The 24347-nt window shown below is 39.6% G+C and carries 25 protein-coding genes; all 25 read right to left on the bottom strand.

Annotated elements, in window-relative coordinates; all coding sequences use genetic code 11:
• Positions 1-15: 15 nt before the first annotated feature.
• Positions 16-1176 (bottom strand): ADP-forming succinate--CoA ligase subunit beta, encoded by a 1161-nt coding sequence (gene sucC, locus H0Z31_03550; protein ID MBO8176514.1) that lies wholly within the window; start codon positions 1174-1176, stop codon positions 16-18.
• 200 nt (positions 1177-1376) lie between these two features.
• Positions 1377-1652 carry an EscU/YscU/HrcU family type III secretion system export apparatus switch protein gene (locus tag H0Z31_03545; protein MBO8176513.1) on the bottom strand — a complete coding sequence of 92 codons (276 nt, stop codon included), beginning with the start codon at positions 1650-1652 and terminating at the stop codon, positions 1377-1379.
• Positions 1649-3436: a hypothetical protein gene (locus tag H0Z31_03540; protein ID MBO8176512.1), complete on the bottom strand. Its 1788-nt coding sequence runs from the start codon at positions 3434-3436 to the stop codon at positions 1649-1651. Before H0Z31_03540 ends, H0Z31_03545 begins: the two co-directional genes overlap by 4 nt.
• A gap of 18 nt (positions 3437-3454) precedes the next feature.
• Complete coding sequence (locus H0Z31_03535; GenBank protein MBO8176511.1) at positions 3455-4228, bottom strand: ribonuclease HII; 774 nt, start codon at positions 4226-4228, stop codon at positions 3455-3457.
• 96 nt (positions 4229-4324) lie between these two features.
• Complete coding sequence (gene ylqF, locus H0Z31_03530) at positions 4325-5191, bottom strand: ribosome biogenesis GTPase YlqF (protein ID MBO8176510.1); 867 nt, start codon at positions 5189-5191, stop codon at positions 4325-4327.
• A 19-nt stretch (positions 5192-5210) separates the two neighbouring features.
• Positions 5211-5762, bottom strand: a complete 552-nt coding sequence (lepB, locus tag H0Z31_03525) for a signal peptidase I (GenBank protein MBO8176509.1) — start codon at positions 5760-5762, stop codon at positions 5211-5213.
• A gap of 212 nt (positions 5763-5974) precedes the next feature.
• Positions 5975-6319 carry a 50S ribosomal protein L19 gene (gene rplS, locus H0Z31_03520; protein ID MBO8176508.1) on the bottom strand — a complete coding sequence of 115 codons (345 nt, stop codon included), beginning with the start codon at positions 6317-6319 and terminating at the stop codon, positions 5975-5977.
• Between the two features lie 135 nt (positions 6320-6454).
• Positions 6455-7189: a tRNA (guanosine(37)-N1)-methyltransferase TrmD gene (trmD, locus tag H0Z31_03515; GenBank protein ID MBO8176507.1), complete on the bottom strand. Its 735-nt coding sequence runs from the start codon at positions 7187-7189 to the stop codon at positions 6455-6457.
• Positions 7189-7707: a ribosome maturation factor RimM gene (rimM, locus tag H0Z31_03510; GenBank protein MBO8176506.1), complete on the bottom strand. Its 519-nt coding sequence runs from the start codon at positions 7705-7707 to the stop codon at positions 7189-7191. The genes trmD and rimM overlap by 1 nt, the downstream gene beginning before the upstream one ends.
• 12 nt (positions 7708-7719) lie before the next feature.
• Positions 7720-8103 (bottom strand): YlqD family protein, encoded by a 384-nt coding sequence (locus tag H0Z31_03505; GenBank protein MBO8176505.1) that lies wholly within the window; start codon positions 8101-8103, stop codon positions 7720-7722.
• Positions 8104-8206: 103 nt separating this feature from the next.
• On the bottom strand, positions 8207-8440 hold the full coding sequence (locus tag H0Z31_03500) for a KH domain-containing protein (protein MBO8176504.1): 234 nt from the start codon (positions 8438-8440) through the stop codon (positions 8207-8209).
• A gap of 8 nt (positions 8441-8448) precedes the next feature.
• A complete protein-coding gene (rpsP, locus tag H0Z31_03495; protein ID MBO8176503.1) occupies positions 8449-8721 on the bottom strand; it encodes a 30S ribosomal protein S16 in 273 nt (90 codons plus the stop codon).
• Between the two features lie 107 nt (positions 8722-8828).
• Positions 8829-10172, bottom strand: coding sequence for a signal recognition particle protein (gene ffh / locus H0Z31_03490; protein ID MBO8176502.1), 1344 nt, complete (start codon positions 10170-10172; stop codon positions 8829-8831).
• A gap of 11 nt (positions 10173-10183) precedes the next feature.
• Entirely contained in the window at positions 10184-10516 is a 333-nt protein-coding gene (locus tag H0Z31_03485; GenBank protein ID MBO8176501.1) for a putative DNA-binding protein, read from the bottom strand.
• Positions 10517-11404: 888 nt separating this feature from the next.
• Entirely contained in the window at positions 11405-12391 is a 987-nt protein-coding gene (gene ftsY / locus H0Z31_03480) for a signal recognition particle-docking protein FtsY (protein ID MBO8176500.1), read from the bottom strand.
• Positions 12392-12404: 13 nt separating this feature from the next.
• A complete protein-coding gene (gene smc, locus H0Z31_03475; GenBank protein ID MBO8176499.1) occupies positions 12405-15971 on the bottom strand; it encodes a chromosome segregation protein SMC in 3567 nt (1188 codons plus the stop codon).
• Positions 15972-16058: 87 nt separating this feature from the next.
• The gene (locus tag H0Z31_03470) at positions 16059-16805 is read right to left on the bottom strand and encodes a ribonuclease III (protein ID MBO8176498.1); all 747 of its coding nucleotides are present in this window, start codon (positions 16803-16805) and stop codon (positions 16059-16061) included.
• 185 nt (positions 16806-16990) lie between these two features.
• Positions 16991-17224, bottom strand: a complete 234-nt coding sequence (gene acpP, locus H0Z31_03465; GenBank protein ID MBO8176497.1) for an acyl carrier protein — start codon at positions 17222-17224, stop codon at positions 16991-16993.
• An 80-nt stretch (positions 17225-17304) separates the two neighbouring features.
• On the bottom strand, positions 17305-18048 hold the full coding sequence (gene fabG, locus H0Z31_03460) for a 3-oxoacyl-[acyl-carrier-protein] reductase (GenBank protein ID MBO8176496.1): 744 nt from the start codon (positions 18046-18048) through the stop codon (positions 17305-17307).
• Positions 18048-18992: an ACP S-malonyltransferase gene (gene fabD, locus H0Z31_03455; protein MBO8176495.1), complete on the bottom strand. Its 945-nt coding sequence runs from the start codon at positions 18990-18992 to the stop codon at positions 18048-18050. The genes fabG and fabD overlap by 1 nt, the downstream gene beginning before the upstream one ends.
• Positions 18993-19994 carry a phosphate acyltransferase PlsX gene (gene plsX, locus H0Z31_03450; protein ID MBO8176494.1) on the bottom strand — a complete coding sequence of 334 codons (1002 nt, stop codon included), beginning with the start codon at positions 19992-19994 and terminating at the stop codon, positions 18993-18995.
• On the bottom strand, positions 19991-20575 hold the full coding sequence (fapR, locus tag H0Z31_03445) for a transcription factor FapR (protein ID MBO8176493.1): 585 nt from the start codon (positions 20573-20575) through the stop codon (positions 19991-19993). The genes plsX and fapR overlap by 4 nt, the downstream gene beginning before the upstream one ends.
• A gap of 103 nt (positions 20576-20678) precedes the next feature.
• Entirely contained in the window at positions 20679-22727 is a 2049-nt protein-coding gene (gene recG, locus H0Z31_03440; protein ID MBO8176492.1) for an ATP-dependent DNA helicase RecG, read from the bottom strand.
• Positions 22717-23610 (bottom strand): L-serine ammonia-lyase, iron-sulfur-dependent, subunit alpha, encoded by an 894-nt coding sequence (sdaAA, locus tag H0Z31_03435; protein ID MBO8176491.1) that lies wholly within the window; start codon positions 23608-23610, stop codon positions 22717-22719. The genes recG and sdaAA overlap by 11 nt, the downstream gene beginning before the upstream one ends.
• 58 nt (positions 23611-23668) lie before the next feature.
• Positions 23669-24331, bottom strand: a complete 663-nt coding sequence (gene sdaAB, locus H0Z31_03430) for an L-serine ammonia-lyase, iron-sulfur-dependent, subunit beta (protein ID MBO8176490.1) — start codon at positions 24329-24331, stop codon at positions 23669-23671.
• Positions 24332-24347 lie beyond the last annotated feature (16 nt).

Below are 24347 nucleotides of genomic sequence, written 5' to 3'. Positions count from 1 at the left end.
GTCCCCCTGCCTTTCTTAACCTACTAGCTCCACGATTTTTTGTGCGCCGTCAGCCATTGATTCTGCTGCGATAATATTTAGTCCAGACTCTTCTAAAATTTTCTTGCCTAATTCGACGTTTGTACCTTCAAGACGTACAACGAGAGGTACTTTTAATTCAACTTGCTTCGCTGCTTCAACAACACCTGTAGCGATGACGTCACATTTCATAATACCGCCAAAGATGTTAACAAAGATTCCTTTTACATTCGGGTCAGACAGAATGATTTTGAATGCTTCTGTTACTTTTTCAGCCGTAGCACCGCCCCCAACATCTAGGAAGTTTGCAGGTTCACCGCCGTAATATTTAATAATATCCATCGTCGCCATCGCTAACCCGGCACCATTTACCATACATCCGATATTTCCATCTAAAGAAATGTAGCTTAAATCATGTTTAGAAGCTTCAATTTCTTTAGGATCTTCTTCGTCTAAATCACGGTATTCAAGAATGTCTTTATGACGATAAAGAGCGTTTGAGTCGAAGTTTAATTTTGCATCTAGAGCCATCACTTTGCCATCGCCTGTTACAACAAGCGGGTTAATTTCAGCAATAGAGCAGTCTTTTTCAATAAATACTTGGTACAAGCCCATCATAAATTTCACAGCTTGTCCCACTAATTCGTTTGGAATGTTAATGTTGAACGCAATACGACGCGCTTGGAATGGAGTAAGTCCTGTAACAGGATCAATATATTCTTTAAAGATTTTTTCAGGAGTTTTCGCTGCAACTTCCTCAATTTCAGTTCCGCCTTCTTCAGAGGCCATTAGCACGACACGGGAAGTTGCACGGTCTAAAACTAAACCAACATAATACTCTTTTTTAATGTCGCAGCCTTCTTCAATAAGTAAGCGCTTAACTTCTTTGCCTTCTGGACCTGTTTGGTGAGTCACAAGTGTTTTTCCTAAAAGTTCGCTTGCGTATGTACGGACTTCATCTAAGTTTTTGGCAACTTTAACACCGCCAGCTTTTCCACGACCACCGGCATGGATTTGGGCTTTAACAACTACTACATCTGTTCCTAATTCCTTGGCAGCTTCTACGGCTTCATCTACAGTAAAAGCCACTTTTCCGTTCGGTACTGTAACCCCATATTTTCTGAGGATTTCTTTACCTTGATATTCGTGGATATTCATGTCCCATCCTCCTATCAAACTCTTCAAAAAATAGACTGCGCTTTCATTGTATAAAATGACAGTATTATTGTCTACCTTTTGACCCGAAATATTATATTAGTTTAAATTTTCTGTATTCTCTATAAAAATTTCTATTTTTCCTAATCATTATTTTTATAAATCTTTTTTTCATTTGGTTTGTAAAGTATACGGAAGCCGATTTACTTTCGGCTTCCTACTTGTCGGTCTAAACGGTACACAAAAGCAAATACTTCAGCAACTGCTTCGAAGAGTTGCTCAGGAATCGTTTCGTTAATTTGAAGCTGACCCAATAAAGAAACCAGGGTACGGTCTTCTTGAATGGGTATATCATGTGCCTTCGCTTTTTCTAGAATTGCATCAGCGATTTTTCCTTTACCTTTCGCCACGACAATTGGTGCTTTGTCACGTTCGGGATGATAGGATAGAGCGACCGCTTCTTTACGTTTTTTTTTCATATCCGAATATCCACTCCCGTATACAACGTCGTCTCTTCAGTAGTATTCACGGAAGGTTGAAGATTTGACTTTTGTTGAAGGGGTTTAAATTGAACGGTCGATAAACGATATCCTTTCTCCAACAGACGTTCTTTTAAAGATGATAGATACGGCTGTGCAAGCTGTTCAATCGTTTCGTTTCTTTGAAAAATCGTGATGGAAACAATTTTATTTTGTACATGCATATCTACAATCGTTTCATGTAAATGAGCTAAATCCAAATAAAATAACACTCGACAAAAATGAGGATCTATTTCTCCGTTTTCTTTTTTTCGACCAGTCCACTGGAACGTAATATCGGTTTCATAATTGAACAAATTCAACGGAAGTTGAAAGACCACTTGAGTTAATGGACCCATTTGTTGCTGGGTCACGGCTGGAGCATTTAATTTCATTAACAGGTGTTCAGCTTGTTCTTTTAACTGTGTTGGTACTGGCTCTTGAAGCAATTGTACAAGCAATGGTTTGAGCTGTTCGGTCCATAAAGGTTGTTCCCCCTTTCCAATGGCTCCTTCATATCCAAGACCTAAATGTTTCATAATTTGCCCAAATAATTCTTTCCATACTCTTCCTTGCCAATGAACGGGATGTGAAGAAGACTCTATTATTTTTTGAATATATGTTTCCATTTCTTTTGGAATAATATTTTCTCCAAGTGAACCGTTTTGAATCATGGCTTGAATGTGTTGAATCAACTGTTCTATTTTCCCTGGAGAGATGTTGAACAGATGCTGAAACAATTGGCTCATTGGCTGTTTAGTAATCTCGAGTGGGGATTGTTGGATCACATTAACCATCGCGTTCACAAGAGTTTTCGCAAGTATGGACACATGAGCTGAAGACACGTCTCCTTTTTCTAATAAAATCAATTGTTTAAATAATTCATCCCCTATCGTTGGGTCGGTTGCTTTTGCTAAAGGGATGAACTTTTGAAGTAATTGCACGAAAGAAAGCTTTCCATCTTCTGTTTTCGTAACATTTATTCGAATATTTTTTTCGGCTAAGCCAAGCCATGTCTCGCCCTTCGGTACATCCCCCGATGTAAAGAACCATTCGGTTATTGAAGCATTTTTTCCATCCACTGCATCACGAAACATCAAAGCCCAAACTTGCTGAGCAAGTATTCGTGTCCATCCGTTTTGTATAAATTGGCCAGTCGTAAGAAGCGATTGCTTTAAGGTTGTATTTCCATTCCAATGGTGAAGTTCCTTTAAAAACTGATTTATTTCATGAGTAATTGAATCGCCTTTTGTTCCAGCTAAATAAGAAAAAAATACATCTTTTTCTAATGGAAGCCCACGCTGAAGCATTTGTTTCAACACGTTTAATGCTTGTGATTGATCTTCAACATCAGCCAACCATTGAGCAAGTTGCAGCAAATTCGCTTTTGATAATTGGATATGTTCTTTTTCCATCCAGGCTAGTAATGTTTCATATATTGGTAAATAAGGCAACGAGAGTGATGTTAATAGCTGGTGATGAGAAGTTATTGGTTGATTGGAGGACATTACTTTTAAAACGACTTGTCCGTCTTTCATTTGAACTTGAAACAAATATTTTCCTGCGACTTCTAATGGGGTTTCTAATTTTGCCACAAACCTTTCTTTTCCAACTACCACTTCGGCTGTTCCGTTAGAAAACAGTTTGTTCACCTTTCCAAAAAACATTTGTCCTTGTTGTAATGTGAAAGGTTGCCGGTCCAATCGATCAATAGGTTGATGGGAAAAAGGAGACGTTCGAATCATGACAATTTTCCTCCTAAATTAGCGAATATAATCCTTCACTGGAGAAAACGTTTTTCGATGAATTGAACATGGGCCAAGTTGTTTAAGAGCCTCGAGGTGTTCTTTCGTTCCGTACCCCATGTTCTTTTCAAAACCGTACGCCGGGTATTGTTTCCCCCATTCTCTCATTATGCGGTCACGGGTCACTTTTGCCACAACGGATGCAGCGGCAATCGAAAGGCTTTTTTCATCGCCTTTTATTAGCGATTGCTGTGGAATTGGTGCATCGACCTCCATGGCATCAATCAATAAAAATTCAGGAAACGGCGATAATTGTTGAACAGCATGAATCATCGCTTTTTTAGCCGCCTGGTAAATGTTAATTTGGTCAATTTCTTCAGCAGAAATGACGCCAATTCCAATAGATATTGCTTGCTGTTTGATCATTTCAAACAATTCGTTTCTCTTTTTTTCCGATAGTTTTTTGGAATCATTCAGTCCAGGTAAAAAACTACTTGGAGGTAATATGACAGCTGCAGCTACAACAGGTCCTGCTAACGGTCCTCTTCCTACTTCATCAACACCAGCAATTAACGTAAAACCTTCTTGACGTAATTGTCGTTCAAATTGTGTCATTTCCTCCAGTCGTTGCTTTTCTGCCTCTTGTTTTGCCCGTTCTTTCTTCCATTTGTCGATGAGTCGTTGAACCCCTTTACGTTCATCGTTTTGAAGTGAAATGAATCTTGGGTCATCTTCATGATCAATTTGAAGCAATAATTGTTCCACATCTTTGATCGTTAATGTTTTCGTCATATGTATCTCCTCATTTACTGTTTTTATCGGAATGACCAATCAAATATGTATAGGCCGAACGTAAGAAAACGAAACCGGGTACGTACCCGATTTCGTTTATGATTCCTCTTCATTGTATTCTTCAAGTATATCAAACGTTAAGCGGCCAAGACGTTCCATCCGTACATCTCTAATGATAATTTCTGACGTTTTATCATAATCGATTTCTCCGCCACTCATTAAACATCCGCGTTTTCGCCCAATTTCATCAAATGCTTCCACAATTGGTTCGTCGATCGTTTCTAACCCGTATCGTTCCTTTAATCGCTCTGGATAATAAGTGTTTAAAAACCTTAGGGCAAAGACAGCGATATCTTGTAAATTAAGAATCGAATCTTTAATCGCACCTGTTAATGCTAATTTGTACCCAATTTGTTCGTCTTCAAACTTCGGCCATAAAATTCCCGGAGTATCTAAAAGTTCTAATTCTTTTCCTACTTTAATCCATTGTTGCGCTTTTGTCACACCAGGCGTATTGCCAGTCTTCGCGATGTTTTTTTTCGCCAAGCGATTAATGAGCGTCGATTTTCCTACGTTTGGGATACCGACGATCATGGCTCGTATGGCACGTGGCTTAATTCCTTTTGCTTTCATTCGATCAAATTTTTCTTGTAATATTTCTTTGGCTGCCGTTACAATTTGTTTCATTCCCTCGCCAGCTTGGGAATTTACCGCCACCGCACGTATGCCGCGTTCATTAAAGTAGTTAATCCATTCACTTGTACGGGAAGGATCGGCCATATCTGCTTTATTTAAAATCATTAATCGCGGTTTTTGTTGAATAATTTGGTCGATCATCGGATTTCGTGATGAAAGTGGTAACCGTGCATCAACAAGTTCGAAAATAATATCAACAAGTTTTAGCTTTTCTGTTACTTCTCGACGTGCTTTCGCCATATGGCCTGGAAACCATTGGATCGTCATGATGTAATTCCCTCCTAGCTTAATTTACAACCCGAATTTCGCTAATTGGCCAATAAACGATACTAGCTTCGCCGATGATTTCTTCTATACGTACTGGTCCGATATGTCGGCTATCTTTACTAAAGCGACGGTTGTCACCCATTACAAATACGTGTCCTTCAGGTACCGTTTCTTGACCGATAATATCTTTTAACGTAAAATCCTCCGTTAATAAACCGCCTTGTAGTTGCTCTTTATATTCCTTTAAATAAGGTTCTTCATACGCTTTTCCATTTATGTATAACGTATCGTTTTTGTATTCAATACGATCTCCAGGTAAGCCAATAACTCTTTTGATATAGTCTTTATTTTCGGGTGCGTGGAACACAACAATATCAAATCGTTCCGGTTCTCCCAATTTGTAGCCTATTTTATTCACAAGCATTCTGTCCCCATTTTGTAGTGTTGGCATCATCGATAACCCATCCACAATAATGGGAGTAAATAAAAAATAACGAATGACAAAAGCAAGCCCAACCGCAATAAGGAGCGCTTTCGTCCATTCCCACCACTCATTTTTTTGTTTGGACATTTTCCTTACACCTACCGTTTTTTCCATTTATTTTTTCTATACATGTTATTTATTTTACATAAAAATCGGAAGGCAAAACACTTTTTCTGTGTTCTCAACTAAAATTTTTTCAATCGTCCGTAAAAGAAAACTCGGCAAATGCCGAGAATATGTAAATAGCGGAAAAGGAGCTTGATAGTTCAAGCTCCTTTTTGAGAAGATGACGTTGATCATTATAAAATTTCTTTAATACGAGCAGCTTTACCGCGCAATTTACGTAAGTAGTAAAGTTTTGCACGGCGAACTTTACCGCGACGCACAACTTCGATCTTCGCAATTTTTGGTGTATGTAGCGGGAATGTACGCTCAACACCAACACCATAAGAAACTTTGCGAACTGTGAAAGTTTCGCTAATTCCGCCACCGCGGCGTTTAATTACGACACCTTCAAATACCTGGATACGCTCGCGAGAACCTTCGATAACTTTTACGTGTACGCGAACAGTGTCACCAGGACGGAATGAAGGTAAATCAGTGCGAAGTTGTTCTTTTGTTACCTCTTGAATTAATTTGTGCATCGTACTCAACTCCTTCCAACAGATGCTCTTACAAACTCAAATTCGTTGCAGCGGAACATCGTTTTCACGGACCAAGCTATGCTTAGCTCAAGTCACAACAGTTATCATAACATAGTCTAATAGTGAAAGCAAGGCTTATTTTTCATTTTCCCACTGTTGAATCCATTGTTTTTGCTTTTCGGTTAATGGATATTCATGTAATAAATCCGGACGGCGCTCCCATGTCCGTTTTAGCGCCTCTTTTTCTCGCCATTCTTCAATTAATCGGTGATTTCCGGACAATAGTACGTCAGGTACTTTCATCCCTCGAAAATCAGCCGGACGCGTATAGTGTGGATGTTCCAATAGTCCGGTTGAAAACGAATCTTTTATGTGGGACGTTTCATTGCCTAACACACCTGGAAGCAATCGGACGACACTATCTACAACGACCATTGCTCCTAGTTCCCCACCTGTTAACACGTAATCCCCAATGGATATTTCATCTGTAACTAGGTGCTCACGGATTCGTTCGTCGAATCCTTCATAATGTCCACAAATTAAAATGAGATGGTCTTCCTTCGCTAATTCTTCCGCCTTTTTTTGGGTATAACGTTCCCCTTGCGGACACATTAAAATAATTCGCGGATTCGTCGTACTTTTACTCTTCAAATCTTCAACAGCATCAAAAATCGGCTGAGGCTTTAAGACCATTCCAGCGCCTCCACCGTATGGATAATCATCAACCGTTTGATGCTTATTGTCTGCATAATCACGAAAATTGACGAGGTTATACGTTACAGCTTTCTTTTCCTCCGCTTTTTTTAAAATGGATTGACCGAAGACACCACGAAACATGTCCGGAAATAATGTTAATATGTCAATTTTCATCATGATAGTAACCCTTCTATCGGTTCAATCGTAATTTTTTTCTCGTCAATGTCGACTTCTTTTACGACATCATCAATATATGGGATATAAAACTCTTTTCGGTTAGGTCCTTTTACGACCCACACATCGTTGGCACCTGGTGTTAAAATTTCCGCTACCTGGCCGATAACTTCACCATCAGTAGTAATCACATCACAACCGATAATTTCGTGAAAATAAAACTCTCCTTCTTCCAGTTCACCTAATTGTTCTTCTGAAATTTTTAATAAGCTACCTTTGAATTTTTCTACTTCGTTAATATTGTTATAGCCTTCAAACGTTAAGAGGTCAAACGATTTATGAGTCCGATGACTCTTTACAATCACCGGTATTGGTTCCGATTGATTCGGCATAAATATGTACAACGTATTTCCTTTTTTATAACGTTCCTCTGGAAAATCGGTACGAGAAATTACGCGAACTTCGCCACGAATTCCATGGGTGTTCACGATTTTTCCAACATTAAACCATTTTGCCATGATTCTTCACCTCTATCGAATGTCCTCAACAATTCCATCTTTAATGACGATTTCTTTTGGAACCACCTCGTCCCACCGATCACCAATTTGGATATCGATGAGCGCTTGGACTTCTCCATCTTTTATTTCGCTTCCTATAGGTAATATGTTCAATTGTTCGATTTGGAAATCTACCATCTTTATTTTTTCTTTACGCATTTGAATTTCATTACTAAAATTGGCTTTTAACACTGGGGATGCAATTTTTTTCCCTTTTTCAAGTTTTTTCATTTCAAACTTCAATTGATTTATTTCTTTTTCCCATCTCGATTTTCGGGCTTGAAACATTTGTAGTAGTTCTTCTTTTGCACTTTCAGTCAATACCCGCTTTACTGTGACTGGTTGAATGATTTTCATCAAACCACCTCAATAATAGAAATAAGAGGTCAAAAGGCAATGTGAGGTACCTTTTCACATCTTATTACTAAGGTACATATGGAAAAAGGGAGGATGTCCCTCCCTATTCCACGATTTCAAAGCGTACTTTCTTTTGTTGTTTCGATCCTGTTGCTGTGTAGACCACAGTTCGAATCGCTTTGGCTACCAACCCTTGTTTCCCAATAACCTTTCCAACATCTTCTGGGTGAACAGAGAGGCGATACGTAATAGTTGCATCGTCCTCAATGGCTTCTACCCGTACCTCATCAGGAAAAGAAACAAGGGGCTTAACAATCGTTTCAATTAATTCAATCATACGCAAAATTATTTGCTGTATTTAAGATTGTGGAATTTCTCTAAAATACCTTGTTTAGAGAATAGGTTTCGAACTGTGTCAGAAGGTTTTGCACCGTTTTGTAACCATTTAAGTGCAAGTTCTTCATCAATTTTAACCTCAGCTGGCTGAGCAACTGGGTTGTACGTACCAATCGTTTCAATGAAACGACCGTCACGTGGAGAACGAGAATCTGCTACTACAATACGATAGAAAGGAGATTTTTTAGCTCCCATACGTTTTAAACGAATTTTTACTGCCATTTTTATAAGCACCTCCGAATAGTTTCACACAAGATAGTATAATAACAAATAGTAAATTTGTTTGTAAAGGTTTTTTTCTTAACATCATAAAAATTTCATTGAATGTATTAGAAAAACGGGAATTTCATCCCTTTTTTCTTCCCTTTTTGTTGCATATTAGACATTTGTTTCATCATTTTCTTCATTTCTTCGAATTGCTTCAGAAGTCGGTTGACTTCTTGAACCGATGTCCCGCTTCCTTTCGCAATTCGTTTTCTTCGACTTGCGTTAATAATTTCAGGATGTAACTTTTCTTCTTTCGTCATGGACCTAATGATTGCTTCGACATGACTGATTTGCTTTTCGTCAATCTGTAAATTATTTAAGCCTTTAATTCGATTAGCTCCTGGAAGCATTTTAATCAGTTCATCTAAAGGACCCATTTGCCTTACTTGTCCTAGCTGTTCTAAAAAGTCATCCAGCGTAAAGCTCATTGTTCGCATTTTTTGCTCAAGCTCTTTCGCCTTTTCTTGATCAACGGTTGCTTGAGCTTTTTCAATGAGCGTTAACACATCGCCCATTCCGAGGATCCGAGACGCCATCCGCTCTGGATGAAACGGCTCTAATGCATCCATTTTTTCACCCATACCGACAAATTTAATCGGAGTTTGAGTGACGGATCGAATGGATAACGCGGCTCCTCCTCGAGTATCGCCATCAAGCTTCGTTAAAATAACTCCTGTTAAGCCTAACTGGTCGTTAAAGCTTTGGGCTACGTTGACAGCATCTTGTCCTGTCATCGCATCGACAACTAGGAAAATTTCATCCGGCTGTGTTAGCTCTTTAATGTCTTTAAGCTCATTCATGAGCTCTTCATCCACGTGCAGTCGTCCAGCTGTATCGATGATCACGTAGTCATGATGGTCTTCTTTCGCTTTTTCGATTGCCTTCTTTGCAATTTCTACCGGACTTACTTTGTCCCCTAGAGAAAAAACAGGCATGTTCAGTTGCTTCCCTAGCGTTTCTAACTGTTTAATTGCTGCTGGACGGTAAATATCAGCCGCTACAAGGAGCGGATTACGATTATATTTTTTTCGCAACAAGTTGGCCAGCTTACCTGTTGTTGTCGTTTTACCTGCACCTTGTAAACCAACCATCATGATCACGGTTGGCGGTCTTTTGCTTACCGCAATTTGGCTTTGTTCCCCACCCATTAATTCGGTGAGCTCTTCTTTAACGACTTTAATAACTTGCTGTCCAGGGGTTAGGCTTTTCATGACTTCTTGCCCGACAGCGCGTTCGCTCACCTTTTTTACAAACTGCTTTACAACTTTGAAGTTGACGTCCGCTTCTAATAGAGCTAAACGTACTTCTCGCATCATTTCTTTGACATCCGCTTCTGTTACTTTCCCTTTGCCGCGGATCTTTTGAATCGTACTTTGCAGTCGGTCGGCTAACCCTTCAAACGCCATATTGCCGCCTCCTAATCTAACTTCTCGAGCGCTTCAATGAGTGCCAGCAAGTTCGTTTTTGAAACTTCCTCTTGCTCAAGCTCGATTTTCATTTGATGCAAAAGTTTGGAGCGCTCTTGAAATTTTTGAAATAACAATAATTTCTTTTCGTATTCTTCCAGCATGGCTTCCGTTCGCTTAATGTTATCATACACAGCTTGACGACTCACTTCATATTCTTCAGCAATTTCACCTAAAGAATAGTCGTCTAAATAGTAGAGGGACATATAACTACGTTGCTTCGGAGTCAACAACGATTGATAAAAATCATATAAGTAATTCATTCTCGTTGTTTTCTCCAGCATCGTTATCCCTCCCTGTTAAGTGAAAAGACTTTACATATGAAAGAATACACATTTTTAACCCTATTGTCAAGAAAAAATCTTTACATTTGAAGAAGTGTTTATGGACAATCATGTTATTAATTTTTCTGTTAGAAATACTCAAAACACCGTTTAATTATAACAATACGCAAGACGCTTCCCTCGCTACGCTCAAGTAAGGGTCTTGCGGCTTCTTGTTCCCGCTTGAAGTCGCCGCCTTTCGCTTCATGTGAATCACTTGCTAAAAATCAACATTGACATATAACATAGCCTAAAATTTATTGTCTTGTATTTTCTTTGCATAAACTACATAACAATAAAGTCATCTAAAACTTAACTCAAATCTGTTCCCCAGAAATTATTTAACAATAACATATAAAACGTAAACGTTATAGGGAAGATTAAAAAGATTATCGGGATGAATTTGAATTTGTTACTTTTCTAAAGGCTATAATAAAAACCACAACAGCAAGGAATGTAACAATATAAAATAAAGAGAATATACGGTACTCGGTAAAAGGTCCTAAGAACAAACTTAAGACTGAAAACTGAACAAGAAAGGCTAGAATAGAGATAGGAATCCATTTTAAACTACTCTTTATTTTAACAATGCTTATGATTGAAAAAAATAATTGAAACTAAAATTAGTAGCGTAAAAGCCATTCAAATAAGAAAAACAAAGATTCGTTAAAAACAGCAAATAAATACCCAACAATGGAAAGAGGTATAATCGCAAGAAGTAAAAGGGCGTTTATTTTTATATAATTACTTGACCACTAGCTGTGTATATAATGTTGGAACTTCTATTTTTACTGAAGAGTAATTACTACTCGATAAAAAAAGCTGGCCTTAAAAAGACCAGCTTGACAATTATGCTTCACTTTTCTCGATAATCTCACTGAACAATCCGTATACGTATTTTTCTGCATCAAATGGTTGTAGGTCGTCCATTTTTTCACCAAGACCAACAAACTTTACCGGAATGTTTAATTCGTTCCGAATGGCTAATACAATTCCACCTTTTGCAGTTCCATCAAGTTTCGTTAAGACGATACCCGTTACATTCGTTACCTCTTTAAATTGCTTCGCTTGAATAAGCGCATTTTGCCCTGTAGTGGCATCGAGCACAAGAAGTACTTCATGAGGCGCACCAGGAATTTCGCGTTCAATGACCCGCTTCACTTTCTCTAACTCTTTCATCAAGTTCACTTTATTTTGTAAGCGCCCTGCTGTATCGCAAAGAAGAACATCCACGTTACGTGCTCGGGCCGCTTGAATTGCATCGAACATGACCGCAGCCGGGTCAGAACCTTCCCCTTGTTTAATGACATCAACACCAACTCGTTCTCCCCACACTTCTAACTGCTCGATGGCTCCCGCACGGAATGTATCTCCTGCGGCCAACAACACTTTCTTGCCTTCGGATTTAAATTTGTGTGCTAGTTTTCCGATGGTTGTTGTTTTACCAACTCCGTTAACACCGACAAATAAAATGACGGTTAATCCATCTTGCATATTTAAATCTTGTGATCCTTCTTCACCACCTTCATAAATTTCAATAAGTTTTTCCGAAATGACGGACTGAAGTTCGGACGTATCTTGAATATTGCGACGTTTCGCTTCCATTTTTAATTCATCAACAAGTTCCATCACTGTATTAAATCCGACGTCCGCTTGAATCAAAATTTCTTCTAATTCTTCGAAAAATTCCTCATCAACTTTTCGATATCGAGCAACGAGATCATTAACTTTATTGGCAAAGTTATCTCGCGTTTTCGTTAATCCTTCTTTAAATTTTTCCGTTACCGTGTCAGTAGATTGGGTAATTTTTTCCTTCAACCGTTTAAAAAAGCTCATTTCCAACACCCTTTCACGATTTCACTAAATCATTGGTTTCTTCCAAACGGACCGATACCATTTTGGACACGCCGGATTCTTGCATCGTCACCCCATATAACACGTCCGCTTCCTCCATCGTTCCTTTTCGATGGGTAATCACAATAAATTGCGTTTCTTTACTAAACTGTTTTAAAAATTTACTAAACCGGTAGACGTTTGCTTCGTCCAGAGCAGCTTCTACTTCATCAAGCACACAAAACGGTACAGGACGAACTTTTAATATCGAAAATAAAAGAGCAATGGCGGTTAATGCTCGTTCCCCACCAGATAGTAATGCTAAATTTTGTAGCTTTTTCCCTGGCGGTTGAGCTACAATTTCCACTCCGGTATGAAGTAAATCACTTGGGTCTGTTAATTTTAATTCGGCACGTCCTCCCCCAAAAAGAGCACGAAATACGTCCTCAAATTGGTCACGAATAGCAGTGAATGTTTGTTCAAATCGCTTTTTCATTTCGGTATCCATTTCTTGAATGACTTGGAATAAGGTCTGCTTTGCATGCTCTAAATCATTTTTTTGTTCCATTAAAAATTGATATCGCTCAGATACCCGTTCATATTCATCAATTGCTCCGAGGTTAACTGTTCCTAACTCTTCTATGGACATTTTTATAAGTTTCACTTTTTTACGAGCTTCTTCGACGGAAACAGTTAGAGGGTAATCTTGCTTAGCTGCTTCAAACGACAGCATATATTCTTCACGAAGATGCGCAAGACGATTATCTAATTCCACATCCAAGCGATTGAGTTTTACCTCTTCATCTTTCATCGTTTCACTAATGCCTTTATACTGACGCTTTAGTTCTTTTACTTCAAGCTCAACGTCTTCCAACTGTTGTTGCATCGACAAACGTTCTTTACGACGCAATGAAATCAGACGAGACGTTTCCTTTTTATCATGCATTTTTTTCAGTGCAGCTTCTTCTAATTGTTGTTCACCTGAGTGGCTATCGGTCATTTCTTGTTCAAGAAGCATTAAATCTTCTTCATAATGTTGTCGTTTTTGCTGCATTTCCTTCAATTCGTTTTCCACACGTTCTAAAGACATTTTACAGTTCATATAATTCTCGTTTTTTGCAGCTAGGGTCGCTTTTAAATCACTTATTTCGTTCGTTAACGTCTCTTTTGACGTCTGTTCGGTTTGCTTTCGTTCATTCAGCTGAGACAGTTCATGATTAATTCGAGCTAATTCATCCTCCGTTTGACAGATGACTTGTTTCAGCTCGTCCATTCGTTGTTGAATGGATGTTTGCTCATTCACATAATTCATTTGTTCCCGGTCATATAGCGATAGTCGCTCATTGACATTTGCTTCGGCTAATTCAACTTCACGGTATTCTGCTTTGAGTGCTTGTTCCTGTAAGCGTAACTGTTCACCTTCACGGCGCAATTCTTCTAAACGCTTTTCCTCGTCAACAATTTGTGTTTTTAATGTTTTCAATTGCTTTTCTACGTTACTAATTTGGCGGTCCATTTCTGGTATTTTTTGAATAAGTTGCTCCAACTCCCCTTTTCGGCTAAGTAGAGAAGTCGTTTTTTGTTTGATGGCCCCCCCACTCATGGAGCCTCCTGGGTTAACGATATCCCCATCCAGAGTAACGATGCGATATCGATATTGCATTTGCTTCGCTATATCGTTAGCTCCTTTTAAATCCGAAGCAATGATGACATTTCCTAATAAATGATCGATCACATCTTGATACTGTGGTTCAAAATGAATAACATTAGCTGCTACACCTATAAAGGACGGATGAGATTGGATGGCTTCCTTATAGGATGAAGGAATACTTTTTCCTTTTATGACCTCTAGCGGCAAAAAGGTCGCCCGTCCGGATTGATGCTGCTTTAAATATTGAATAGCCATTCGGGCATGATGTTCCGTCTCAACGACAATATGTTGCATCGCTCCACCTAACGCGGTTTCAATGGCAACTTCATAGTTCTTAGGTACTTGAACGAGTTCAGCAATCGCCCCATGAATTCCTTGTAACTGTTGATCTCTTGCTTTTAAAACCGCTTTTACTCCTTGGAAAAAGCCGCTATATTCGGCTTCCATTTCTTCGAGCATTTCCTTTCTTGAGGTCGCTTTTTGTAATAGTTGATACGCTTCATAAAGAGCGGATTCTTTCTTTTGGAGCTGATTTTTCATACGCTCAATCGCGATTTGTGTTTCTCGATACGTCCGCAAAGTGGTATTCAATTGTTCATTCACTTCAGTTAACGCACTTTCTAAGCGAACTTTTTTATCTTCCATATCTTTTCGTTGTTCAAGAAACTTCTCGTTCTCTCCAAGCAGCTGTTTTTGTTTTCTCTCAATTTGTTCGAGTTGTTGGGTTAAATATTGTATTTCATTTTTAGCAGTTGCTTGTTTGTTAAGCCATTCTATGTAATCTCCTTTAAGTGATTCCATCAGCTCTTCTAAATTTTCCGAAAAGCTCTTTATTAAGAGCTGCTTTTCTTTTAATTCCTCTTTTAATTGTTCGGTCGTTTTCTTATACTCGTTGTATTCCTTCTCTAATTGTGCTTTTTGTTGTTCGAGCGCACTTATTTTTTCTGTTGCCTCTTCGATGTTTTTCTGAAGTTGAATTTTGTTTTGGGCCGCGTTTTTTTTCCGTTCTTTTAAAACTTCTTTTCGTCCTTCAATTTTTTCAAGTTCTTCACTTGTAATTAACAATACATTTTGTAAGTCACTAATGGACTCATCTAACGCCGTTATTTGATCGCGTAATTGTTCTAGTAGTGCTTCTTTCGCGTTTAATGAAGAAGAAAGCTCCATTTCTTGCTCTTGATGAAGTTCCAATTGTTTTGAAAGAGTTTCCCACTGATGATGAAGCTCTTCAATTTCATGAACGGTTAAAGCCACCTCGATTTGCTCCAACTCTTCTTTTTTAGCTAAATAATCTTTTGCTATGGAAGCTTGGATTTGGAGGGGCTCCACTTGGGATTCCAACTCATACAAAATGTCGTTAACGCGATGTAAATTCTCTTCTGTTTCTTTTAATTTTAGTTCTGCTTTCTTTTTTCTTGTTTTGTATTTCAACACACCAGCCGCTTCTTCAAAAATAGAGCGGCGGTCTTCTGCTTTACTATTTAATATCTCTTCCACCCGGCCTTGTCCGATAATGGAAAACGATTCCTTCCCAAGACCAGAATCCATGAATAAATCAATAATATCTTTTAATCGGCATGGTTGTTGGTTAATGTAAAACTCGCTTTCACCCGAACGGTAGACACGTCGGGTGATACAAACTTCGTTATAATCGATTGGTAAAAATTGATCTTCGTTTTCTAGTGTGAGTGAAACTTCGGCAAAATTGAGTGGTTTTCGTGTATCGCTTCCGGCAAAGATGATATCTTCCATTTTCGACCCACGAAGTGACTTGGCCGATTGTTCTCCGAGCACCCATCGAATGGCGTCTGTAATGTTACTTTTCCCACTTCCGTTCGGTCCCACAACCGCTGTTACACCCGGAACAAATTCAACAGAAACTCGATCGGCAAATGATTTAAATCCTACCACATCTAAACGTTTGAGGAACACTTGATATCCTCCTGTCTATTTCAATAGTTCAAAAAAAGCCGTTAGCACGAACAATTACCAACTAACGGCTTGCAAGAAGCCCCCTAACTACTGTTCTTCTTGCTGGGCTTTTAATTTTTCCAATGCTTCTTGCGCGGCATGTTGCTCCGCTTCTTTTTTCGACCGTCCCTTTCCTTGTCCTAAGACGGTTCCATTTAAAGAAACGGAAGCGACAAATTCCCGATTGTGCGCTGGTCCTTTTTCTTGTAAAATTTTGTATTCAATTGTACCAGCTGCACCCCGTTGAACAAACTCTTGCAGTTGGCTTTTATAATCCATCACATGAGAAAAAGCACCGGCAGAAATTTTTGGGAAGACAACTTTTTCTAAAAAGGAAATCACTTCATGTAACCCTTTGTCTAAATAAAGGGCTCCGATAAATGCTTCGAACACGTCAGCAAGTAACGCAGGACGAGTTCGACCACCAGTCAATTCTTCACCTTTCCCTAATAACACATACTCTCCAAATTTCCATTCATTCGCAAATGAAACGAGAGATGGCTCACAGACAATGGCTGCACGGAGTTTTGTTAACTCCCCTTCGCTCATGGTCGGATATTTCTCGTATAAATATTGAGAAATTGTCAGTTCTAAAACAGCATCTCCTAAAAATTCTAATCGTTCGTTGTCTTCGTATGGTTTTTTGCGATGCTCATTCACATACGATGAATGAGTAAAAGCTTGTTTTAATAATTTCTCATTTGTAAAATGAATCCCAATCATTTCTTGAAACGTTTTAAACTTTTCATCATGAATGGTATGTATACTCTTTTTTTCTCTATGATATTTGTGCATAGGTCCTCCACCTTGCTAAATAAATTCCATATCAAGTTTAATCGAAAATGACTGTTAACGCAAAAAATACTTTAATAACAGTTAAAAACTGTTGGGGCGATGAAGAAAAACCCCTTCACGAATGAAACTTTTACTATATACAGAAGAAAGCTCCGTTTTACAACGGAGCTATCGATTTCTAACGATTACATATTGCTTTTTATGTAGTTAACAGCATCGCCAACTGTTACGATTTTTTCAGCTTCATCGTCAGAAATTTCCATATCAAATTCATCTTCAAGTTCCATAACAAGTTCAACAACATCAAGTGAGTCTGCTCCAAGATCTTCTTTGAAAGAAGCTTCAAGTGTAACTTGAGACTCATCAACACCTAAACGGTCAACGATAATTTTCGTTACACGCTCTAAAACGTCTGCCATCCTCTTTCACCTCCCCTCAAGTAGTCATAATGTATTATGAACGGATAGAAAAATAGTTGTCAATGGAATTCTTCACGATTTTACATGACCATTCCGCCATCTACATGCAGCGTTTGCCCAGTCATATAATTTGCTGCATCAGATGCTAAGAACACAGCCACTTTAGCAATATCTGACGGTTCTCCAAAGCGACCAAGCGGAATTTGTTTTAACATTTCTTGGGATACTTCTTCAGATAATTGATTGGTCATATCTGTTGTAATAAATCCAGGGGCAATCGCGTTCACTGTAATCCCCCGTGGAGCTAACTCCTTAGCAGATGTTTTTGTAAGTCCAATGACACCCGCTTTCGCAGCCACGTAATTCGCTTGTCCAGCATTGCCGCTTACCCCAACAATAGAAGAAATGTTAATAATCCGTCCACTACGTTGTTTCATCATTTGACGAGTAACGGCTTTTGTACATAAGAAAACACCTTTTAAGTTAATGTTGAGAACATCGTCCCAATCTTCTTCTTTCATTCGCATTAGTAAATTATCTCTTGTAATCCCTGCGTTGTTTACTAAAATATCCAGTCGTCCAAAACGCTCAATCGTTTCTTTGACCATTTGTTGAACTTGTTCCGCATCTGCTACGTTACATCGAAAAGCGAACGCCTCGCGTCCAAGTTGTTTAATTTCTTCCACAACTTCTAACGCTTTTTGTTCACTTCCTGCATAGTTAACGACCACGTTTGCTCCTTGACGAGCAAATTCCAATGCAATTTCTCGACCAATGCCTCGGGAAGCACCAGTTACAAGTGCGATTTTACCTTCTAATACCATTATTGAACCTCCTTTAAGGCGTCAATGACTTGCTGACAGCTTTCTGGGTCAAATACATTAAAAACGGACACGCTGCGATCAATTTTTTTCACAAGTCCAGTAAGTACTTTTCCTGCACCTACTTCAATAAAAGTGTCGACACCTTGGTTAATCATATATCGAACGCTATCTTCCCATAAAACAGGTGAATAAAGCTGTTCAATTAGTTTGTTTTTAATTTCGGTTGCCTTGATCAATTCGTTCGCCGTTACGTTTGCTACGACCGGAATAGATGCATCTTTAATTGTAATTTCATCTAGTACCTTTCGAAATTTTTCAGCAGCTGGTTTCATTAAAGCAGAATGGAATGGGCCACTAACTTGAAGCGGAATTACCCGTTTGGCTCCTTTTTCTTTTGCACGCTCAGAAGCCAATTCTACTCCTAGTTTGGAACCAGAAATAACAATTTGTCCTGGGCAGTTTAAGTTGGCTAATTGAACAGGATGACCTTCAGAAGAAACGGTCTCACATACGTCTAGTAACAGGTCACGATCCATTCCTAATACGGCTGCCATCGTTCCTTCTCCATTAGGGACAGCTTCTTCCATAAATTCTCCACGCTTACGTACAGCGTACACCGCATCTTCAAAAGACATTGCACCTGCGGCTACAAGCGCACTATACTCACCTAAGCTATGTCCTGCTGTATAATCCGGTTGAATACCTGCTTCAATTAATAGCTGTAAAATGGCAATGCTTGCGGTTAATAACGCTGGCTGGGCATTTGTCGTTAATGTGAGCTTTTCTTGAGGCCCATTATACATGATATCCGATAACGGAAAAACTAAACGAGCATCCGCTTGTTCAATAATCGCTTTTGCTCGTTCATTTGCTTCTGCTGCCGCTTTTCCCATCCCGACGGATTGTGAACCTTGGCCTGGGAAGATAAAGGCGATTTTACCCATTTATGAACCCTCCTTCATTTCTTGCCCTCTAACCTCTTCCATGATGGTCTGTGAAACGTTTTGTTTCACCATTTCTCGAGCTTGGCGAACGGCATTAAATAATGCATTCGCATTTGAAGAGCCATGAGCTTTCACAACTGGGGCTTTTAAACCAAATAAGCCAGCGCCACCATATTCGGTATAATCCATTTTGTCGCGAAGCTTAACAAGGTCACCCTTTAATACGCTCGCTGCCAACTTGTTTTTTAAGCTGCTTGTTAACGTTTCTTTCATCATAGAAAAGACGGAAAGGGCGGTACCTTCAATCGCTTTGAGAACCATATTCCCAGTAAAACCATCTGTTACCACAACATCGGATACACCGTTTAGTAAGTCTCGAGATTCCACATTTCCAACAAAATTTAACTCTGTTTGTTGGAGCAGCTGATATGTTTGTTTTACTAATTCATTCCCTTTCTTTTCTTCGGTTCCGATGTTTAATAGACCGACTCGTGGGCGCTTAATACCTCTCACTTTTTCTGTATACACAGCTCCCATAATCGCATATTGAACTAAGTGCTCGGGCTTTGCATCAACATTGGCACCTAAGTCTAACATGAGAAACCCTCTACCATCCATAGTTGGAAGCGTCGGAGCTAAAGCTGGACGTTCAATTCCTTCAATTCGACCAACGACAAACAATCCCGCTGCCATTAAAGCTCCTGTATTTCCTGCGGAGACGCAAGCGTCAGCCCGACCTTCTGCTACTTCTTTGGCCATTAACACCATTGATGATTGCTTTTTGCGACGAACGGCACGGACTGGTTCATCTGTTCCTAAAATGACTTCATCGGTATGAATGATGGAAAGTCGCTCATGTGGTTGTGAAAATTGCTTAATTTGTTGTTCATTTCCGATAAGTGTAATGGATAAATCATCAAATGTATGTAAAGCTTTCATCGCACCTAAGACGATTTCTTTTGGTGCATGATCGCCACCCATTGCATCTATAGCAATTCTCATTGTGTTTCATCCTTTTCTGCTATTTTTGATCGGAACATTTCAAATTCCCCTTTAAAAACGAGTTCTTTACCTACATAACTATTTACTTCAACAATGGTTCGATCTTTTTTGTTTTGTACATCGAGAACTTTCGCTTTCGCAACTACTCGTTCCCCTTCTTTTACCGGGCGTGTAAAATGAATAGTTGCCTTTGCCGTTAATGCTAATTCATCATCGATAACAGCCACAGCTAGTGAATTCGCCTGGGCAAACAAATGATGTCCACGGGCAATCTGATTCCGTTTAAATACATGTTCTTTTTTTACATCAAAAATCGAAATGGCACTGTGATCGAGCTGAACGTCAATCATTTCACCAATTACTTCGTCTATTGGTAACGAGCGAACTTCATCAGCAAATCTTTTCTCAGCTACATGTTTAATTCGCTCGCGTAGTTCCGGTATGGATAATTCCAAACGATCTAACCGAATGGTTTGTACACTTACTTTAAATTGTTCAGATAATTCTTCATCTGTAACAAAAGGATTTTCTTTTATCGTTTTGAGTAACTGCTTTTGACGTTCTTTTTTAGATAATCGCATACGAATCAAGACACCTTCCGCGCTATTAGTACCTAGTACTAACAGTAGTATATAATTAAAAAAAACAGATTGCAAGATAAATCTAGCAATCTGTTTCCAAAGATTAGTCTAATTTTTCCCCTGATAAAACTCCAGTTGAGAGTAAATATTCTCTTAACAGACGATATTCATCATCTTCCCAAAAAGAGGTGGACTCGATTAATCGTTGCGCATCTTGACGAGCAACTTCTAAAGCACGGTAGTCATGAACCATATCGGCAATTTTAAATTCTGGCACACCACTTTGTTTTTTTCCAAAAAAATCACCTGGTCCACGAAGTTCTAGATCTCGCTCACTAAGTACGAAACCGTCGTTCGTTTCGGTCATAATTTTCATTCGTTCCTTCCCTACATCGGTTTTCGGGTCAGCTAACAAAATACAGAACGATTGATGGTCACCGCGCCCAACGCGTCCTCTTAGCTGATGGAGTTGAGCTAAACCGAACCGTTCTGCATCATAGATGAGCATGAAGGTAGCATTCGGAACATTGACGCCAACTTCCACAACAGTCGTTGAAACTAATACTTGCACTTTATTTTGACTAAATTGTTTCATCACTTCTTCTTTTTCTTCATTGGTGAGACGACCATGCATTAAGCCGATTTTATATCGTCCTTGAAAGAAGTGAGTTAATTGAGCATGTACGTCAATGGCGTTTTGTACATCTAATTTGTCCGATTCTTCGATTAGAGGACAAATAACATATGCTTGTCTTCCTTTTGCTAATTCTTTTTCCATAAAACGTAACACACGCTCTAACATATCGTGTTTGGCCCAATACGTCTCAATTGGCTTCCTGCCAGCTGGCATCTCATCAATAATGGACACATCCATTTCTCCAAACGCAGTAATCGCCAAGGTTCTCGGGATTGGTGTCGCGGTCATAAATAACACATCAGGATTTTCTCCCTTCTCCCGCAATACCCGACGTTGCTCAACTCCAAACCGATGTTGCTCATCGGTTATGACAAGACCTAACTGACGAAATTGAACATCTTCTTGAATTAAAGCATGCGTACCAACGACGACATCAATTTCCCCAGAAACTAACCGTTGTAAAATTTCTTTCCGGACCTTTCCTTTTACCGAGCTCGTTAACAAAGCCGTTTTAATTCCGACTGGAGCTAATAAGTTGTACAAAGATTCCGCATGTTGTTCCGCTAAAATTTCCGTCGGTACCATCAAAGCACCTTGAAACCCACTAGAAACCGATGCTAACAAGGCAATCGCCGCCACGACTGTTTTTCCTGATCCAACATCCCCCTGAAGGAGGCGATTCATCCGATAAGGAGATTGCATATCGGTTAAAATTTCTTTTACGACTCTCTTTTGAGCGTTCGTTAATGGAAAGGGCAGTGATTGAATAAACGATGATACTTGCTCATGGTTTATGTGGTGTTGAACACCTGTCGAGTTTTCCCGCTCGAATTTTCTGAGGCCTTGCATTTTTAACTGGAATAATAAAAATTCTTCATATACAAACCGGCGTCGCGCTTGTTTCATCTCACGTTCGTCGTTTGGAAAATGGATGGCCCGAATCGCCTCTTGGCGAGGCAATAATTTATATTGATGACGCAAAGACTCTGGCAACGGATCTACGATTTCGTTATGAAATCGCTGAAGTGCTTGTGAGATAAATTTTCGCAATGATTTGGTCGTAATGGACCCTTTTATGGAATATACAGGCTCAAATTCGGATTGTTGCTTAAATGGGCCAAGGCGATATTCGCTCGCGGTAATGGTTTGGCGATATTTATCCCACTTTCCGGTAACCGTGATGATGGCATTTAAAGATAAATTCTTTTTTAAGTAAGGTTGATTAAAGAAAACAACTTGAATTAAATAGCGACCAACTAATAAGCGCACAGTAAGACGGGATTTTTTTCGACCGTAATACGTAACGACTGGTTCGCTATGAACTTTTCCCTCGACCGTAACGCGTTCTTCGTGCTGACATGTTGCTAAATCTTTTAATCGGTTATCGTCATATCGATACGGGAAATATTCAATCAAGTGCTGAATCGTATAAATCCCCATTTGCGCTAAGCCATCTGCCGTTTCTTCGCCTACCCCTTTTAAAATGGTTACCGGTTCATGAAGTTTATTTGTCACTTTTTGTTAGCGGTATTCCAAAGATCTTCGCTTCAAGCTCACGACCTGTTGGAGTAGCCGCTAACCCTCCTTGTGCGGTTTCGCGAAGTGCAGATGGCATCGTCTGTCCAATTTTAAACATGGCATCAATCACTTCATCACACGGGATACGGCTTGTTACACCTGCTAAAGCCATATCAGCGGCCACCATGGCATTGGCAGCTCCCATTGCGTTTCGCTTAACACAAGGTACTTCGACCAGACCGGCAACAGGATCACAAACGAGTCCAAGCATATTTTTTAACGTAATAGCCATCGCTTCCGCGCATTGGGATGGTGTCCCCCCAGCCATTTCTACAATCGCTGCTGCCGCCATTCCCGCAGCTGAACCAACTTCCGCTTGACAGCCCCCTGCTGCACCAGAAATCGAGGCGTTATTCGCCACAACAAATCCGAAAGCACCGGCTGTAAACAAAAAGCGCACCATTTGTTCACGCGTCGGCTGCAATTTATTTTTTAACGCAAAAAGCGTCCCTGGAACGACTCCAGCGGAGCCGGCTGTCGGAGTTGCACAAATCGTTCCCATCGCTGCATTCACTTCATTCGTTGCAACCGCTTTACTAACCGCATCAAGAATGGTTTCCCCTGATAAAAATTGGCCCTTCTGAATATATTGTTGAATGAGTACTGCATCGCCACCAGTGAGTCCTGAGTGAGAAGTAACACCTTGAAGACCTCGTTCCACCGCTTTTTCCATGACGTCTAAATTTAATTCCATCGCCGCAAATATTTCTTCACGCGTCTTCCCGGAAACCATCATTTCTTGTTCAATCATAATTTCGGAAATTGGTTTCTTTTGACTTTCTGCAAGTTCCACTAGTTCTGCTACATTACGAAATAGCATACCTCTTCCTCCTTTTTCCATCGGCATACCTTAAGAGACAGCACATTACACGATGACTTTATTCAACGATTTTTGTTACTTGTAAAATGTTTGGTTGTGAGCGAATTTCATCTAATATCGATTCCTCAATCGTTTGGTCAACCTCAATCGTCATCAATGCAAGCTTTCCTTTTTCTTTCCGGGATACTTCCATATGACCAATGTTAATTTCGTATTTTGCTAACACATTGGATACCGAGGCGATAGCGCCATAGCGGTCATTATGAACAACTAAAATTGCTGGATGATGGCCTGAAAGTTTCAGCTGGAAGCCATTAAGTTCGGTTATTTCAATTTTTCCTCCACCGATGGATATACCGACTAATTCTAATTCGCCTTGATCGTCTCCAATTTTGATACGGGCTGTATTCGGATGGTCCGTAATCGCATCCTCTTCATAAAATCGAATTTTCATTCCTAGATCTTTAGCAATTTCTAATGAACGAATAATTCGATCGTCATACGTATCAAAGTCAAGTAATCCACCGACAATCGCTACATCAGTGCCATGCCCCTTATACGTTTTTGCAAACGAACCGTAAAAAGAAATTTCCGCCCATTTCGGTTGTCGCCCAAACAAACTTCTCGCAACACGTCCAATTCGAGCGGCTCCTGCTGTATGTGAACTAGAAGGACCTATCATGATAGGACCAATAATATCAAAGACACTTTTATACTTCATTGTGAGATCTCCCTTC

Source organism: Bacillus sp. (in: firmicutes) (assembly GCA_017656295.1).
Taxonomy (GTDB): domain Bacteria; phylum Bacillota; class Bacilli; order Bacillales; family JACDOC01; genus JACDOC01.
Note: the sequence above shows the minus strand (reverse complement) of the source record. Positions and strands in the feature narration are given on the sequence as shown.